This window comes from Pseudomonas brassicacearum (assembly GCF_000585995.1).
Taxonomy (GTDB): domain Bacteria; phylum Pseudomonadota; class Gammaproteobacteria; order Pseudomonadales; family Pseudomonadaceae; genus Aquipseudomonas; species Aquipseudomonas brassicacearum_A.
In genome coordinates this window covers 6,143,463-6,158,515 of the sequence record NZ_CP007410.1, presented here as the reverse complement: position 1 = coordinate 6,158,515, position 15,053 = coordinate 6,143,463, and the positions used below count along the sequence as shown (strand labels likewise).

At 61.3% G+C, this 15,053-nt stretch carries 13 protein-coding genes; 2 read left to right on the top strand and 11 right to left on the bottom strand.

The window, feature by feature from the left end:
• Window positions 1-6 precede the first annotated feature (6 nt).
• From betB to CD58_RS26500, 5 genes are all read right to left on the bottom strand, one after another.
• The gene (gene betB / locus CD58_RS26520) at window positions 7-1,479 is read right to left on the bottom strand and encodes a betaine-aldehyde dehydrogenase (protein WP_025215897.1); all 1,473 of its coding nucleotides are present in this window, start codon (window positions 1,477-1,479) and stop codon (window positions 7-9) included.
• A 79-nt stretch (window positions 1,480-1,558) separates the two neighbouring features.
• Entirely contained in the window at window positions 1,559-2,179 is a 621-nt protein-coding gene (gene betI, locus CD58_RS26515; RefSeq protein WP_025215896.1) for a transcriptional regulator BetI, read from the bottom strand.
• Between the two features lie 476 nt (window positions 2,180-2,655).
• A complete protein-coding gene (gene choV, locus CD58_RS26510) occupies window positions 2,656-3,834 on the bottom strand; it encodes a choline ABC transporter ATP-binding protein (protein ID WP_025215895.1) in 1,179 nt (392 codons plus the stop codon).
• Window positions 3,831-4,676 (bottom strand): choline ABC transporter permease subunit, encoded by an 846-nt coding sequence (choW, locus tag CD58_RS26505; protein WP_025215894.1) that lies wholly within the window; start codon window positions 4,674-4,676, stop codon window positions 3,831-3,833. The genes choV and choW overlap by 4 nt, the downstream gene beginning before the upstream one ends.
• 66 nt (window positions 4,677-4,742) lie before the next feature.
• Window positions 4,743-5,690 (bottom strand): choline ABC transporter substrate-binding protein, encoded by a 948-nt coding sequence (locus tag CD58_RS26500; RefSeq protein ID WP_025215893.1) that lies wholly within the window; start codon window positions 5,688-5,690, stop codon window positions 4,743-4,745.
• Between the two features lie 429 nt (window positions 5,691-6,119).
• Between CD58_RS26500 and CD58_RS26495 the strand changes: the two genes are divergently transcribed.
• Window positions 6,120-7,496 (top strand): L-serine ammonia-lyase, encoded by a 1,377-nt coding sequence (locus tag CD58_RS26495; protein ID WP_025215892.1) that lies wholly within the window; start codon window positions 6,120-6,122, stop codon window positions 7,494-7,496.
• A 589-nt stretch (window positions 7,497-8,085) separates the two neighbouring features.
• Window positions 8,086-9,189 carry a GlxA family transcriptional regulator gene (locus CD58_RS26490; RefSeq protein ID WP_025215891.1) on the top strand — a complete coding sequence of 368 codons (1,104 nt, stop codon included), beginning with the start codon at window positions 8,086-8,088 and terminating at the stop codon, window positions 9,187-9,189.
• 143 nt (window positions 9,190-9,332) lie between these two features.
• On the opposite strand, the gene CD58_RS26485 is transcribed toward CD58_RS26490, so the two are convergent.
• The 6 genes from CD58_RS26485 to CD58_RS26460 all read right to left on the bottom strand — a co-directional run bounded on the left by CD58_RS26485 (window position 9,333) and on the right by CD58_RS26460 (window position 14,875).
• Complete coding sequence (locus CD58_RS26485) at window positions 9,333-9,596, bottom strand: hypothetical protein (protein WP_025215890.1); 264 nt, start codon at window positions 9,594-9,596, stop codon at window positions 9,333-9,335.
• A 381-nt stretch (window positions 9,597-9,977) separates the two neighbouring features.
• Window positions 9,978-11,141 (bottom strand): gamma-butyrobetaine dioxygenase, encoded by a 1,164-nt coding sequence (locus CD58_RS26480; RefSeq protein ID WP_025215889.1) that lies wholly within the window; start codon window positions 11,139-11,141, stop codon window positions 9,978-9,980.
• A 22-nt stretch (window positions 11,142-11,163) separates the two neighbouring features.
• A complete protein-coding gene (locus CD58_RS26475) occupies window positions 11,164-11,640 on the bottom strand; it encodes a thioesterase family protein (protein WP_025215888.1) in 477 nt (158 codons plus the stop codon).
• 181 nt (window positions 11,641-11,821) lie between these two features.
• Window positions 11,822-12,787: an L-carnitine dehydrogenase gene (locus CD58_RS26470; RefSeq protein WP_025215887.1), complete on the bottom strand. Its 966-nt coding sequence runs from the start codon at window positions 12,785-12,787 to the stop codon at window positions 11,822-11,824.
• 184 nt (window positions 12,788-12,971) lie between these two features.
• Window positions 12,972-13,859, bottom strand: coding sequence for a 3-keto-5-aminohexanoate cleavage protein (locus CD58_RS26465; protein ID WP_025215886.1), 888 nt, complete (start codon window positions 13,857-13,859; stop codon window positions 12,972-12,974).
• A gap of 71 nt (window positions 13,860-13,930) precedes the next feature.
• On the bottom strand, window positions 13,931-14,875 hold the full coding sequence (locus CD58_RS26460) for a choline ABC transporter substrate-binding protein (RefSeq protein WP_025215885.1): 945 nt from the start codon (window positions 14,873-14,875) through the stop codon (window positions 13,931-13,933).
• Window positions 14,876-15,053: the final 178 nt, after the last annotated feature.

Genomic DNA, 15,053 nt, shown 5'->3' with positions numbered 1-15,053 from the left:
CTCAGGTCAGAACACCGACGCGTAATCGCCCAACTCGACCTGTACCGATTTGATGCGCGTGAAGTTGTTCAAAGAACTGATGCCGTTCTCACGGCCCACGCCCGATTGCTTGTAGCCACCGACCGGCATTTCAGCGGCCGATTCGCCCCAGGCGTTGATCCAGCAAATGCCCGCTTCGAGCTGGTGGATCACACGGTGGGCGCGGTTCAGGTCGCGGGTCACGACGCCGGCGGCCAGGCCGAAATCGGTGTCGTTGGCGCGGCGGATTACTTCTTCTTCGGTGTCATAAGTGAGGATGCTCATCACCGGGCCGAAGATTTCCTCGCGCACGATGGTCATCTCGTCGGTGCAGTCGGTGAACACGGTCGGGGCAACGAACGCGCCCTTGGCCAATTCGCCCTCGGTCAAACGAGCGCCGCCGCACAGCAGGCGCGCGCCCTCGGCCTTGCCTTTCTCGATGTAGCCCAACACGCTTTCCATGTGGGCGAAGCTCACCAGCGGGCCGAAGTTGGTGTTTTCGTCCTCTGGATTGCCGATGCGGATACGCGCCACGCGCTCGGCGATCTTGGCTTCGAAGGCGGCCTTGAGATGGCTCGGCACGAACACCCGGGTGCCGTTGGTGCAGACTTGGCCGGAGCTGTAGAAGTTGGCCATCATCGCGGTGTCGGCGGCGCGATCCAGGTCGGCGTCGTCGAAGATGATCAGCGGCGACTTGCCGCCCAGTTCCATGGTCACGTCTTTGAGCGAAGAACTCGAGGCACTGGCCATGACTTTCTTGCCGGTGTCGGTGCCGCCGGTGAAGGATATTTTCTCGATACGCGGGTGCTCGGTCAGCCAGGTACCGACTTCACGGCCGCTGCCGGTCAGGACGTTGAACACACCCGCTGGAACGCCGGCTTCGGTGTAGATCTCGGCCAGTTTCAGGGTGGTCAGCGAGGTGACTTCGCTCGGTTTGAAGATCATTGCGTTGCCGGCGGCCAGGGCCGGTGCGGATTTCCACAGGGCGATCTGGATCGGGTAGTTCCACGCGCCGATCCCGGCCACCACACCCAGGGGCTCGCGGCGGGTGTAGACGAACGAAGTGGTGCGCAGCGGAACCTGTTCGCCTTCAATGGCCGGCACCAGGCCGGCGTAGTATTCCAGCACGTCGGCACCGGTGACGATGTCGACGTAGCGGGTTTCGGAGTAGGCCTTGCCGGTGTCCAGGGTTTCCAGGGCGGCCAGCTCATCGTTGCGCTCGCGCAGGATCTCCACGGCGCGGCGCAGGATGCGCGACCGCTGCATGGCGGTCATGGCAGCCCAGACTTTCTGGCCCTTTTCGGCGCTGACCACCGCGCGCTCGACGTCCTCGAACGTTGCACGCTGCACTTGGGCGAGCACTTCACCGTTGGCAGGGTTGATGGCTTCGAAAGTGGCGTCGCCGCTGGCGTCGCTGTACGCGCCATCGATGTAGAGTTTTTGCAGTTCGAAACGGGCCATAAAGTCCTCGCAAGTGCATAAGTGGTTGGCTGGCCACCGGGCGTGTCGTCTATAGCTGACTACGCGGTTCGGCGGCGGTTCAGGAGCCGAGCGGTTCTGTGTGCTCTGGTACCCCTGCTTTGGCCAGTTGAAAATCCATGTATTCGTAAGCGATCCGGTGTGCCTGGGCGGTATCGAACGCGTCTCCCGACAGCGCCCCGCGCAACCACAAACCGTCAATCAGGGCGGCCAGGCCCCGTGCCGCGCTGCGGGCCTCATCAAGAGGCAACACGCGGCGGAACTGACTGCACAGGTTGGAATACAGACGGTGATCGTTGATCCGCTGCAACCTGTGCAATGACGGGTGATGCATGCTGGTGGCCCAGAAGGCCAACCAGGTTTTCATTGCCGGGCCATTGACCTGGCTGGCGTCGAAGTTGCCTTCGATGATCACCTTCAAGTGCGCCCGCGGGCTCGAATCCTCAAGCGCGCGACGGCGTGCGGTGACGTTCTCGCTCAGGACAGTCATCAGGTACTGGGCCGTGGCCGCGATCAGGCCATTCTTGTCCTGAAAGTAGTGACTGATGATGCCGTTGGAGACACCGGCCAAACGGGCGATCAGCGCAATGCTGGCGTCCCCCATCCCGACCTGATCGACCGCTTGCAGCGTGGCTTCGATCAATTGTTGGCGGCGGATGGGTTGCATACCGACCTTGGGCATCTAGCACATCTCCTTAGGCCATCCGGTGGGCGAGTGTCGTCTGCCGGATTGAAAGCCAGTCTATTTTGTTTTGATTGAACGTTCAATCAACAAAAACAAAGTTCTATGACAAGTCGTCGCTGTTTGCCGGGATTCCATGTGTGAAAACCCGCAGCATCAGGGGCGAGGACTTTTTCGGGATGTCTTTATAACACTCGTCGGTTGGTGTAGAAGCCAAACGCGCATCGATGGCTGGAACATTGTTGTGGCGAGGGGATTTATCCCCGTTGGGCTGCGAAGCAGCCCCCAGAGCCAGGTGTCGCGGTGTGTCAGACAGAATGAGTTCGCATTTTTTGGGGCTGCTGCGCAGCCCAGCGGGGATAAATCCCCTCGCCACAGTTGTTTGCATTCCAGGTCAAGCTTGTCAGCAGTCAGCAGTCAGCACTGCACAGACAAAAACGCCGCGATCCTCTCGCGGCGTTTTTGTGTGCGTGGGCTTAGCCCAGGTTCTTGCCGAGCAGGGCGTGGTACAGCTCGCTGTCGCCCAGGATCCCGACGACTTTCTGGTTGTCGTGCAGTACCAGTTTGTTGCCGGTCTGGTAGCGGATCTGCAACGCATCGCGCATGCCGATATTGGAGTCCACCAGGGTCGGACGGCGGCCCAGGTCTTCGACGGATTGGCCCGGTGCCCAGTTTTGCAGGTCCAGCGCCGCGCCGTTCTGGCGGGCACCCTTGATGGTGTTGCCTTCGGCCAGGTCGAGCCAGGAATCGCCGCCCGGGTCCAGGCATACCGAACCGTTGATGCGCTTGCAGTTGTCCAGGGTGCGCATCAGGCTGCGGCCGCAAAGGACGTTGAGCGGGTTGGTGTGGGCGACGAAGGTGCGCACGTAGTCGTCCGCCGGATTCAAGACGATTTCTTCCGGCGAGCTGTATTGGACGATCCGGCCGTCTTTCATGATCGCGATGCGGCTGCCCAGCTTCAGGGCTTCGTCGAGGTCGTGGCTGACGAACACGATGGTCTTGCTCAGCTTGCGTTGCAGCTCCAGCAGTTCGTCCTGCAGGCCTTGGCGGATCAGCGGGTCGAGGGCCGAGAAGGGTTCGTCCATCAGCAGGATGTCGGCGTCCATCGCCAGGGCGCGGGCCAGGCCGACCCGTTGCTGCATGCCGCCGGACAACTCGTTGGGTTTCTTGTTGCGCCATTGGGTCAGGCCCACCAGCTCAAGCTTTTCATCCACCAGCTTGCGTCGGTCCTTCTCCGGGCGGCCCTGCATTTCCAGGCCGAAGCTGATGTTCTCGCGCACTGTCAGCCAAGGCATCAGGGCGAACTTCTGGAACACCATGGCGATGCGTTTGGTGCGCATCATCTTCAGTTCGGCGGGGGTGCAGGAGGCGATGTCGATCTGCCGACCTTCGTGTTCGACGAACAACTTGCCACGACTCACGGTGTTCAAGCCGTTGATGCAGCGCAGCAGGCTGGATTTGCCAGAGCCGGACAGGCCCATCAACACGCAGATTTCGCCTTTTTCGACATCCAGGCTGGCTTTTTCAACACCCACGATTTGCCCGGTTTTCTTCAGGATTTCGTTGCGGGTCATGCCCTGGTCGAGCAGTTTCAGGGCTTCGCGTGGATCTTTGGAGAAGATCACGTCGACTTCTTCGAAGCGGATTATGCTCATGCGTCACCCCCTACTTTGGCGTCGGGTTGCTTGCAGATTCGGTCGAGCATGATCGCCAGCAGTACGATCGCCAGGCCAGCTTCGAAGCCCAGGGCGATATCGGCGGTGTTCAGTGCGTTGACCACGGGTTTGCCCAGGCCGTCGGCGCCCACCAGTGCGGCGATCACCACCATCGACAACGACAGCATGATGCACTGGGTGATACCGGCCGCGATGCTTGGCATCGCGTGGGGCAGTTCAATGCGCGACAGGAGCTGGCGACGGGAGCAGCCGAAGGCTTTGCCGGCGTCCATCAGTTCTTCCGGAACGTCGCGGATACCCAGGTAGGTCAAGCGGATGGGCGCGGCAATCGCGAACACCACCGTGGAGATCAAGCCTGGGACCACACCCAGACCGAAAAGGGTCAGGGTAGGAATGAGGTACACGAAGGTCGGTACGGTCTGCATCAGATCGAGCACCGGACGCATTAGTGTGTAAAACATCGGCTTGTGCGCGGCAACAATGCCCAGCGGCACGCCGATCAGGACGCAGACCAGGGTCGCGAACAGCACCTGGGCGAGGGTTTCCATGGTCTCCTGCCAGTACCCCAGATTCAGGATCAGCAGGAAGGAGGCGATGACGAAGACGGTCAGGCCCCATTTGCGTTGGATAAAGTGAGCCAGCAGGGCGATGAGGCCGATCAAGGCCAGTGGGTTGAACCAGGTCAGCGCGAACGTCACGCCGTGAATCATCGTTTCCAGAAACAGGGCGATTGCGTCGAAGGTGCTGGCGCCATTTTGCGTCAACCATTCGACGAAGCTCGCGATGTACTGGCCTAAGGGTATTTTCTGATCAATCAGCATGGTAGTGAACGTCCGCATGCAAGGGATAAACAGCCCGGGCGAGTAAACTCGCCCGGCATAAAAGCGTTACTGCGCGAGCTTGGCTTTCACGGCCTCCAGGCCTGGTTTACCGTCAATGGTGGTCACGCCAGCGAGCCAGGTATCGAGTACCTGTGGGTTTTTCTTCAGCCAGGCCTTGGCGGCGGCTTCAGGTTTCATCTTGTCGTCGAGCACGTTGCCCATCAGCGTGCTTTCCATGTCGACGGTGAACTCAAGGTTTTTCAACAGCTGGCCAACGTTGCTGCATTCCTGGCTGTAGCCCTTGCGGGTGTTGGTCGCGACGGTGGCGGCACCGAAGTCCGGGCCGAAGAAGTCGTCGCCGCCGGTCAGGTATTGAATCTTGAAACGGGTGTTCATCGGGTGTGGCGCCCAGCCAAGGAACACCACATCGGTGCCGCGTTTGGAGGCCCGGTCGACCTGCGAAAGCATGCCCGCTTCACTCGACTCGACGACCTTGAAACCTGCGTCCTTCAGGCCAAAGGCGTTCTTTTCGATCATGCTCTGGATCAGGCGGTTGCCGTCGTTGCCAGGCTCGATCCCGTAGATCTTGCCGTCCAGTTCTTTCTTGAATTTGGGGATGTCGGCGAAGTCATGCAGGCCTTTGTCGTACAGGGCCTGAGGCACGGCGAGGGTGTATTTGGCGCCCTTGAGGTTGGTGCGCACGGTTTCCACGGTGCCGGCTTCGCGGTAGGCCTTGATGTCGTTTTCCATGGTCGGCATCCAGTTGCCGAGGAACACGTCCATGTTCTTGCCGTCGGCCAGGGACTTGTACGTCACTGGTACGGAAATCATGGTGGTCTTGGTCTTGTAGCCCAGAGCGTCGAGCACCACGCTGGTGGTGGCGGTGGTCACGGTGATGTCGGTCCAGCCGACGTCGGAGAAGTTGACGGTGCTGCATTGCGCGGGTTCTGCAGCGTTGGCCAGCATCGGAAGACTCAGCATGGCGGCCAACAACAACGGCTTGGAACCTTTCATGGGTGGACTCCTGGTGTTTTCTCGGCGGTGTCCGGTCAGGACAGCCGCACGCTTATTTTGGATGTTGCGGTTGGTGGCGCGTGGGCACTCTTCTGACACGCGGCCTTGCAAACGAGCCGTAACCGATCATGTACCAGTGCAAATCTGACGCCTACAGGGTGAGTCGTATCCAGTACAGGGAGGGTCGCATCCAGTGTTGGTGACGTCGTTTATAGGTTTTTTCCGGCCTCGGCAGCCTCCTGATCTGCAAAAAAACGGCGTAAAACCTGGGCAAAAGCCTGGCGGCGTTGCTGGGCATGATTGCGTCGGTGTCAGACGTCGACCTCCAAGGCAAAAAACGGATGATGCGGGCATCCCGGCGTTGAGCGTAGCAGCTCCGCCACCGGGCGCTCTTGCGCCCGGACGTGCCCGTTCTGGAGGTTCTCTGCCATGGCAATCAGCGTATTCGACTTGTTCAAAATCGGTATCGGTCCGTCCAGCTCACACACCGTCGGCCCAATGCGCGCTGCGGCGTTATTCGCGCAAGTCTTGCGTGAGCGGGGTCTTTTGGAACAAGTCACGCGCCTGGAAGTTCAGCTTTACGGTTCGCTTTCGGCCACCGGCATCGGCCATGGCAGCGACAACGCGGTGATCATGGGCCTGATGGGCGAATGGCCGGACGCAATCGACCCGTCGCAGATCGGCCCGCGCATCGAGCTGCTGCGTGAAACCCAGACTTTGTTGTTGGATGGTCGCCTACCGGTGCCTTTCATCTGGTCCCGGGACATGCGCCTGATCGACGAGAACCTGCCGTTCCACCCCAACGCGATGACGCTGGTGGCCGAGGGCGACCACGGCGAGTTGCACCGTGATACCTATTATTCAGTGGGTGGTGGCTTTGTCGTCGATGAGGCCCAGGCGTCCAGCGGCGTGGTGGATCTGGACCGCACCGAACTGCCTTACGATTTTTCCAGCGCCGAAGAGCTGCTCAATCTGTGCCGCACCCACAATCTGCGGGTGGCCGAGTTGATGATGGCCAACGAGAAGGTCTGGCGCTCGGAAGACGAGATTCGCAGCGGCCTGATGAAACTCTGGCGCGCCATGCAGGATTGTGTCGAGCAGGGCCTCAAGCACGAAGGCATCCTGCCTGGCGGTCTGAACGTACGTCGGCGTGCGGCCAAGTTGCACCGCAGCCTGCAAGAGCTGAACAAGCCCAATGTGATCGGCTCGACCCTGAGCGCCATGGAGTGGGTCAATCTGTTCGCCCTGGCGGTCAACGAAGAAAACGCCGCCGGCGGGCGCATGGTCACGGCGCCGACCAATGGCGCGGCTGGGATCATTCCGGCGGTGTTGCATTACTTCATGAAATTCAGCGAAGCGGTCACTGACGCCAACGTGGTGGATTACTTCCTCGGCGCGGCGGCGGTAGGGATCCTGTGCAAAAAGAATGCATCGATCTCCGGTGCCGAAGTGGGTTGCCAGGGCGAAGTAGGCTCGGCCTGCGCCATGGCGGCGGCGGGGCTGGCGGAGATCCTCGGCGCCACGCCGGAGCAACTGTGCAACGCGGCGGAAATCGGCCTGGAACACAACCTTGGCCTGACCTGCGACCCGGTGGGCGGCCTGGTGCAAGTGCCGTGCATCGAGCGCAACGCGATTGCCGCGGTGAAAGCCATCAATGCCGCGCAAATGGCGCTGCGTGGTGATGGCCAGCATTTCATCTCCCTGGACCGGGTGATCCGCACCATGCGCGATACCGGTGCCGACATGCATGACAAATACAAAGAAACCTCGCGCGGTGGTTTGGCGGTCAGTGCGGTGGAGTGCTGATCCACTGTATTCACAGTCCTGTGGCGAGGGGATTTATCCCCGTTGGGTCGCGAAGCGGCCCCTATGGTTTTGCAGATACATCAAGGTGTATGAATCGAGGGCTGCTTTGCAGCCCAGCGGGGATAAATCCCCTCGCCACAAATCCCCTCGCCACCAAGATTTAAAACTGCTCGCGAAATGCACATGGATCCTGAAACACGCCACCTTTTAGCGCGTCGCAAACAGATAAGAGACAAACGGTCGAGTCAACCGTTGTACGCCGCTCGACCGTCCGTCGCCGCACCCGTGGTGATACCTGTTGCGCAAGCCCCGCAGCCCAGTTCCCACAAGTGCTACCGATCTGCTCACGGCACCGCGTGACAGGTGCCTGACACCATTGATAGCCCCTGATAGCCGGCACTCGAAATGCGCCTTATATAGACAGGTTGCGATGTCGTTTTCAGGATTTATTGAACGCGTATTCAATTTAGGCATGGCAATTGCTGTATCGCTGTAAAGCCCGTCTCCCTTGTGGAAAACGATGGCAAACAACCAATAAAAAGAGCCTCCGCCTGAGGCCATCACCCGCTTTGTGTGAGGAGATACCGCGATGACGACGACCAACTCCGGGGCCCAACCCCAGAACCGTGCGCCTCAATCCATCGGCTTTTTGCTGCTGGACAATTTCACGCTGATTTCCCTGGCGTCCGCGGTAGAACCGCTACGCATGGCCAACCAACTGTCCGGTCGCGAGCTGTATCGCTGGACCACCCTTACCGTCGACGGTGGGCAGGTGTGGGCCAGTGACGGTTTACAGATCACCCCGGACGCCTCCATGCACAAGGCGCCGGCACTGGACACCGTCATTGTGTGTGGCGGTATCGGCATCCAGCGCACTGTGACCCGCGAACACGTGTCATGGCTGCAAGGCCAGGCCCGTCAATCCCGTCGTCTCGGTGCGGTCTGCACCGGCAGTTGGGCCTTGGCCTGCGCCGGCCTGCTGGACGGCTTCGATTGCAGCGTGCACTGGGAGTGCCTGGCCGCGATGCAGGAAGCCTTTCCACGGGTATCGATGAGCACCCGTCTGTTCACCCTCGACCGCAACCGCTTCACCAGCTCCGGCGGCACCGCACCGTTGGACATGATGCTGCACCTGATCAGCCGCGATCACGGTCGCGAACTGTCGGCAGCGATCTCCGAAATGTTTGTCTATGAGCGCATCCGCAACGAGCAGGATCACCAGCGTGTACCGCTCAAGCACATGCTTGGCACCAACCAGCCGAAGTTGCAGGAAATCGTCGCGCTGATGGAGGCCAACCTTGAAGAGCCGATCGACCTGGACGAGCTGGCGGTGTACGTCGCCGTGTCCCGGCGTCAGCTGGAGCGCTTGTTCCAGAAGTACCTGCATTGCTCACCGTCGCGCTATTACCTCAAGTTGCGGTTGATTCGTGCGCGGCAACTGCTCAAGCAGACGCCGATGTCGATCATCGAGGTGGCGTCGGTGTGTGGCTTCGTCTCCACGCCGCACTTCTCCAAGTGCTACCGCGAATACTTCGGCATTCCACCGCGCGACGAACGCGTAGGCTCCAATACCACGCAACAGGTGGCGATGTTGCCGTTGCCACAGGCCTTGGTGCTGTCGCCGTTGTCCGGCCCGCTGTCGGCGTTGAGCCAGGCGCGTAATGAGTCGACGTTTGCCAGTGTGAGGCTCTAGCAGCTTTTGTGGCGAGGGAGCTTGCTCCCGCTGGACTGCGAAGCAGTCCCAAAACCGGCCTATGCGGTGCATCAGTCAAATTGCATTCGCTGGTTTTACGACCGCTTCGCGGTCGAGCGGGAGCAAGCTCCCTCGCCACAGGGTCAGGCGTTGTGGTTCTGCTGGTATTGCGCCAATGCCGGCAGCAATTGCTTATCGATCGCCTGGCGCACGGCCGGCAGGATGGTCGCACTGCTGGTGTACATCCTCTTGACCATCAGGCGCAGTTCATTGGCACGGGCCTGGTCCAAACCCCGCACGGCGCACTCGCAGGCCTGCTCGGCGGTGGAGCCGCTGGGTATCTGGAGCCCCAGGGCCTTGAGCTGGCCCAGCAGGTCTTCCTGGTCGATCAATTCGGCGTGCATCATGACGCTTTTCCTTATTCAGGGATTGGGGTCGTGCCTCGATTCTGGTAGCCACCCGAAGCGGCGGCAAGGGCAAACTGTCGCAATGGCCCGGATACCTATGAGCAGGTCGTTTTCGGCTAACTCCCGCTAATCCGGACTGGGCACACTGAACTCAAGCTGAATCACGATGGTTTGGTCACCCTCGCGCAACAGCTCCTCCAGTAACGCTCCTGCCCCGATCCTGTCACGGCTTGATCGGGGATTTTTTTGCCTGTGAGAATCAGGGAGTGATGGGTTGTTCGACAGAGCGCTATCGCAAGCAAGCTCGCTCCCACATTAGGTTTTTTGAACGACACAGCCCCCTGTGGGAGCGAGCTTGCTCGCGATGAACGATGACGCGGTCTACCTCTGCAACACCAGAATCCGCGACAACAACTCATCCCGATCCACATAACACCCCTGGAAATGCCGCGCCCCGGAAGCCGGGTCAAAGGCGTTGCGGGCATGGAGCGTACGGCGGTTGTCGAAGCACCAGAGCTGGCCGGGTTCGAGTCGTTGCATCACACGAAACTGTGGTGCGCGGGTCAGGGCGATGAAGCGTCGGTAGGCGCGGTAAAGCCTGGGCATTTGCTCGACGGTGGTGTCGAACGGCCCGCGCAGGAAATTCGCCATGCGGATTTCCGCGACATGCCCCAGTGCATCCAGCGCAATGATGGGCGCCAGGCAGCGGTAGTCGCTGTGGCGATCCTTGTTGCGAAACTCCACCGGGATTTCGCACAGAGTGGCAAAGGCTTCGGGATCTTCCTGGCGCAGCGTCTCGGCGATGGCAAAACCGTCGACAAAAATGCTCTCGCCGCCGTCGGCTTCATTCACCAGGCAATGCAAAAACTGCAGCCCAGGTTGTAACTCCCGGGTTGGCAGGTCGCTGTGCAGTGGCAGGTTGAAAGCGGTGTAGGCGTTGCTGTCGGCGTCGGCCTTGGATTGCACGTTGAACAGCACGCCGAAGTTGCTCTCACGAATGAACGAAATGCGCTGGGCAATCTGTTTCAGCGAACCGGGTTCGGTGGGCACGCCGCGCACTTGCGTCAGGCCGATGTCGCGCACCGCCAGCAGCCATTGCAACAGCGCATCGGCGTCATCCATCAGGGCCTGGTAATCGAACACCGGCAGTTGCAGATCGTGCCGCCATAACTGGCTTTTGGGCTTGCTCGCCAGGCGTTCGGCCCTGGACTGCTCATCATAGGCATGGGCCCGTAGCCAGCCCGGGTCGAAGCGGCTCTGGTGACCGTCCTGCCAATCGACGCACAGGCAGCCTTCGCCATCGAGGCGGATCGCACCGGCTGCGCTGTCTTCAGGCACGTCGACGATTTCCAGTACTTGTTCGCGGGTGACGGTGTAGACGCATTGAGGGCAAGGGCAGTTGTCCCGCAGCCACTGATGATGGAAAGGGCTGACCCGGCCGTCGACCCAGGTGACCTGCACCCGGTCGGCCAAGGACGTTACAGCACCCAGCGCGCAGATCAGGGGATAGCGGCGGAAGTCGGCAAACGCGGCGGCAGTGTTCATGGCGATCTCCTGTTCGTGTGACTTAGCGGGCAGGTGGCAGGGCGATGACCCGGCCGATATAGGCCGGGGGCGGCAGATCGGACTGTTCATCGAGCAGGGCGGTGAGTGTGCCCAGGGTCTGCTGCGTGAAGGGCGCCGAGCGCGGACCCGCCAGGTCGACGTGAAGCAGCATCTGCTCATTGCCGGCCAGCTCTTTGTCGCCGCCGGCCAGGTGCAGGCTGTGGTAGAGGTGCAGGCGCTTGGCGTCATGGCCGATGATTTGCGTGCGTACTTCCACGTCTGCGTCGAGCTTCACTTCGTGCAGGTAATTGAGGTGCAGTTCGAGGGTGAACAGCGAGTGGCCGCTGGCCTCGCGGTTCTGGCTGTCCATGCCGAGCCGGTCCATCAGCGCGTCGGTGGCATAGCTGAAAATCAGCAGGTAGAAGGCATCGCGCAGGTGGCCGTTGTAATCGACCCATTCGGGGCGGACGCGGGTTTGGTAGGTGGTGAGGGTGGGCATGGCGGAACTCCACAAATAGTCGCTGGTGTACCCATTTGTGGCGAGGGAGCTTGCTCCCGCTGGACTGCGAAGCAGTCCCAAAACCGGCCTATGCGGTGTATCAGTCAAATCGCATTCGCTGGTTTTACGGACCGCTTCGCGGCCGAGCGGGAGCAAGCTCCCTCACCACAAGGGGTAGTGTTTATTCGCTGAACGCCATGCCATGCTTGGCCTTGGTGGTCTTCACCGCCTCCAGCACCGCCAACAAACAATCATCACGATAGCGCTCCAGCGCCGAAATACTGTGGCTGCCCAGTTGCTCGCTTGTCCCGTCCACCACATCGTCGATCAGCTTCTCGGTCAGCTCCGGCGCCGGCAGGTAGGTCCATGGCAGTTGTAGCGCCGGGCCGAACTGGGCCATGAAATGGCGCATCCCGGCATCGCCGCCGGCCAGTGTGTAGGTCAGGAACGTGCCCATGAACGACCAGCGCAACCCGGCACCGAAACGGATGGCGTCGTCGATTTCCCCGGTGGTGGCCACGCCGTCGTTGACCAGGTGCAATGCCTCGCGCCACAGCGCTTCGAGCAGCCGGTCGGCGATGAAACCGGGTACTTCCTTGCGTACATGCAGCGGCCGCATGCCGAGGGATTCATACACTTGCATGGCGGCTTGCACCGCTTCGGGCGCGGTGTTCCTGCCGCCCACCACTTCCACCAGCGGCAGCAGGTAAACCGGGTTGAATGGGTGCCCGACCACGCAACGTTCCGGGTGCGTGCAACCTTCGTAGAACTCACTGGGCAAAAGCCCCGAAGTGCTGGAGCCGATCAGCGCGTTTGGCTTGGCGGCGGCGCTGATCTGACCGTGCAGTTCGAGTTTCAGCGCCAGGCGCTCGGGGGCGCTTTCCTGGATGAAGTCGGCGTCGCGCACGCACTCCTCGATGGTGGCGACAAAGCGCAGCCGATCCTGCGAGGCGCCGGGTGCCAGGCCCTGTTTTTCCAGTGCGCCCCAGGCATTGGCGACGCGCTTGCGCAGCGCCGCTTCGGCACCGGGTGCCGGGTCCCAGGCCACGACGTCCAGGCCATGGGCCAGGGCGCGGCTGACCCAGCCGCTGCCGATCACACCGCTGCCCAGGGCGGCGAAGGTCTTGATGTCGGTGATAAAGCTCATGGTGATTTTCCTGAGTAATTCGCTGATTGCTAATGGGGGAGCGGGCTTGCTCGCGAAGACGGAATTCCTTTCACAGAAGATCCATCGGATGTACCGGCCCCTTCGCGAGCAAGCCCGCTCCCACACTCGATCTTGGGTAGTCTTAAGATCTGCTGTTACCGCAGATCCAATGTGCACGTTCGGTTTAGCCGCGCGGGGTCAGGCCCATTTTCTTGCGGCCTTCTGCTGGGGTGAGCACACGCGCCCCAAGGCGGCTGAGGATTTCGCCAGCGCGTTCCACCAGTTGGCCGTTGGTGGCGAGCACGCCTTTGTCCAGCCACAGGTTGTCTTCCAGCCCGACCCGCACGTTGCCGCCGAGCAGTACGGCCTGGGCGGCCATTGGCATTTGCATGCGGCCGATGCCGAAGCCGGCCCACACGGCGTCTGCCGGCAAGTTGTCGACCATGGCTTTCATCGTGGTGGTGTCGGCCGGTGCGCCCCACGGGATGCCCAGGCAGAGCTGGAACAGCGGGTTGTCCAGCAGGCCTTCCTTGATCAGTTGCTTGGCGAACCACAGGTGGCCGGTGTCGAAGATTTCCAGCTCGGCCTTGACCCCCAGTTCAGTGATGCGCTTGGCGCCGGCGCGCAGTTGTGCCGGGGTGGAGACGTAAATGGTGTCGCCGTCGCCGAAGTTCAGGGTGCCGCAATCCAGGGTGCAGATTTCCGGCAACAGCTCTTCGACGTGGGCCAGGCGGGTCAGCGGGCCCACCAGGTCAGTATTGGGACCAAACTCCATCGGCCGTTCGCCAGCGCCGATCTCCAGGTCACCGCCCATGCCGGCGGTGAGGTTGACGATGATGTCCACGTCGGCCTCACGGATGCGCTCCATTACTTCGCGGTACAGCGCCACGTCACGGCTGAACTTGCCGGTCTGCGGGTCGCGAACGTGGCAGTGGACCACCGTGGCCCCGGCCTTCGCGGCCTCGATGGCGGCTGCGGCGATCTGTTTCGGGGTGACCGGGACGTGAGGGCTCTTGGCGGTCGTGTCGCCAGCACCGGTGAGTGCGCAGGTGATGATGACGTCGTGGTTCATGGTGCGGATTCCTTCAGGCGTGGTAAGTCACTGCGCAGCCCTTTGGCGCTGCGCAGATGGATAACGGCGGGTCAGTTACTGGTGAGTTTCAGGTTGTCGGCGGCCGGCTTGCCGTCGAAGGTGGTCACGCCTTCGAGCCAGCGCTGCTTGTCTTGCGGATGATCCTTGAGCCATTGCCGGGCCGATTCGAGCGGGTCCTTGTGATCCAGCAACGGCTGCATCATCCGGCTCTCGTCTTCGGCGGTGAATGTCAGGTTGCTCAGCAAGCGACCGACGTTCGGGCATTGCTCGGCGTAGCTCGGTGCAGTGACGGTCCACACGGTGGCCATGCCTTCGTTCGGGCCGAGGGCGTCTTCGCTGCCGGTGAGATAGGTCATTTGCACGTTGACGTTCATCGGGTGCGGCGCCCAGCCAAAGAACACCACGGCTTCCTTGCGCCGCACGGCGCGGTCCACGGCGGCGAGCATGCCGGCCTCGCTGGACTCGACCAGTTGGAATTTGCCCAGGCCGAACTGGTTCTTGGCGATCATTGCCTTGATCTGGGTATTGGCACCCGAGCCCGGTTCGATGCCATAGATCTTGCCGCCCAGTTCTTTCTCGAATTTGGCGATGTCGGCGAACGTCTTCAGGCCCTTGTCGGCCAGGTAAGTCGGCACGGCCAGGGTGGCGCGGGCGTCCTTGAGGCTTGGCTGTTCCAGGACCTTGACCTGCTTGGCTTCGACAAATGGGGTGATGGTCTGGGTCATCAGCGGGTTCCAGTAGCCCAGGAACAGGTCCAGGCGCTGGTCGCGAATGCCGGCGAAGATGATTTGCTGGGAGGCGCTGGTCTGCTTGGTCTTGTAGCCGAGGCCATCGAGCATCACTTGGGTCAGGGCGCTGGTGGCGATGACGTCGGTCCAGTTGACCACACCCAGGCGCACGTTCTGGCACGCGGCGGGTTCGGCGGCCATGGCGACGCCATTGAGTAAAGTGGTACCGCTGAGTGCAAGAACGCAGGAGCTGATCAGTCGTTTCATGTCGGGTTCCTCGGCAGCTTATTGTTATGGGTTCCGGCGTCTGCGCGCCGGTGATGCCAAGTTACGCAGCCCCGGGTCGTGCAAAGCGCACAGCGGCGACGTGCTCTTGCACTGCAGCGACCTGGTGTCCTGTTTCACGAATACGTACCTCCAGCGCTTGAACAGCCCTTGCAACTGG

Excerpts from the sequence above, each read along its gene's own strand:
- CD58_RS26460 (WP_025215885.1), bottom strand. The coding sequence starts at position 14,875 with ATGAAACGACTGATCAGCTCCTGCGTTCTTGCACTCAGCGGTACCACT.
- choV (WP_025215895.1), bottom strand. The coding sequence starts at position 3,834 with ATGAGCATAATCCGCTTCGAAGAAGTCGACGTGATCTTCTCCAAAGAT.
- CD58_RS26495 (WP_025215892.1), top strand. The coding sequence starts at position 6,120 with ATGGCAATCAGCGTATTCGACTTGTTCAAAATCGGTATCGGTCCGTCC.
- betI (WP_025215896.1), bottom strand. The coding sequence starts at position 2,179 with ATGCCCAAGGTCGGTATGCAACCCATCCGCCGCCAACAATTGATCGAA.
- CD58_RS26485 (WP_025215890.1), bottom strand. The coding sequence starts at position 9,596 with ATGATGCACGCCGAATTGATCGACCAGGAAGACCTGCTGGGCCAGCTC.
- CD58_RS26490 (WP_025215891.1), top strand. The coding sequence starts at position 8,086 with ATGACGACGACCAACTCCGGGGCCCAACCCCAGAACCGTGCGCCTCAA.
- CD58_RS26475 (WP_025215888.1), bottom strand. The coding sequence starts at position 11,640 with ATGCCCACCCTCACCACCTACCAAACCCGCGTCCGCCCCGAATGGGTC.
- CD58_RS26480 (WP_025215889.1), bottom strand. The coding sequence starts at position 11,141 with ATGAACACTGCCGCCGCGTTTGCCGACTTCCGCCGCTATCCCCTGATC.
- choW (WP_025215894.1), bottom strand. The coding sequence starts at position 4,676 with ATGCTGATTGATCAGAAAATACCCTTAGGCCAGTACATCGCGAGCTTC.
- CD58_RS26470 (WP_025215887.1), bottom strand. The coding sequence starts at position 12,787 with ATGAGCTTTATCACCGACATCAAGACCTTCGCCGCCCTGGGCAGCGGT.
- betB (WP_025215897.1), bottom strand. The coding sequence starts at position 1,479 with ATGGCCCGTTTCGAACTGCAAAAACTCTACATCGATGGCGCGTACAGC.
- CD58_RS26465 (WP_025215886.1), bottom strand. The coding sequence starts at position 13,859 with ATGAACCACGACGTCATCATCACCTGCGCACTCACCGGTGCTGGCGAC.
- CD58_RS26500 (WP_025215893.1), bottom strand. The coding sequence starts at position 5,690 with ATGAAAGGTTCCAAGCCGTTGTTGTTGGCCGCCATGCTGAGTCTTCCG.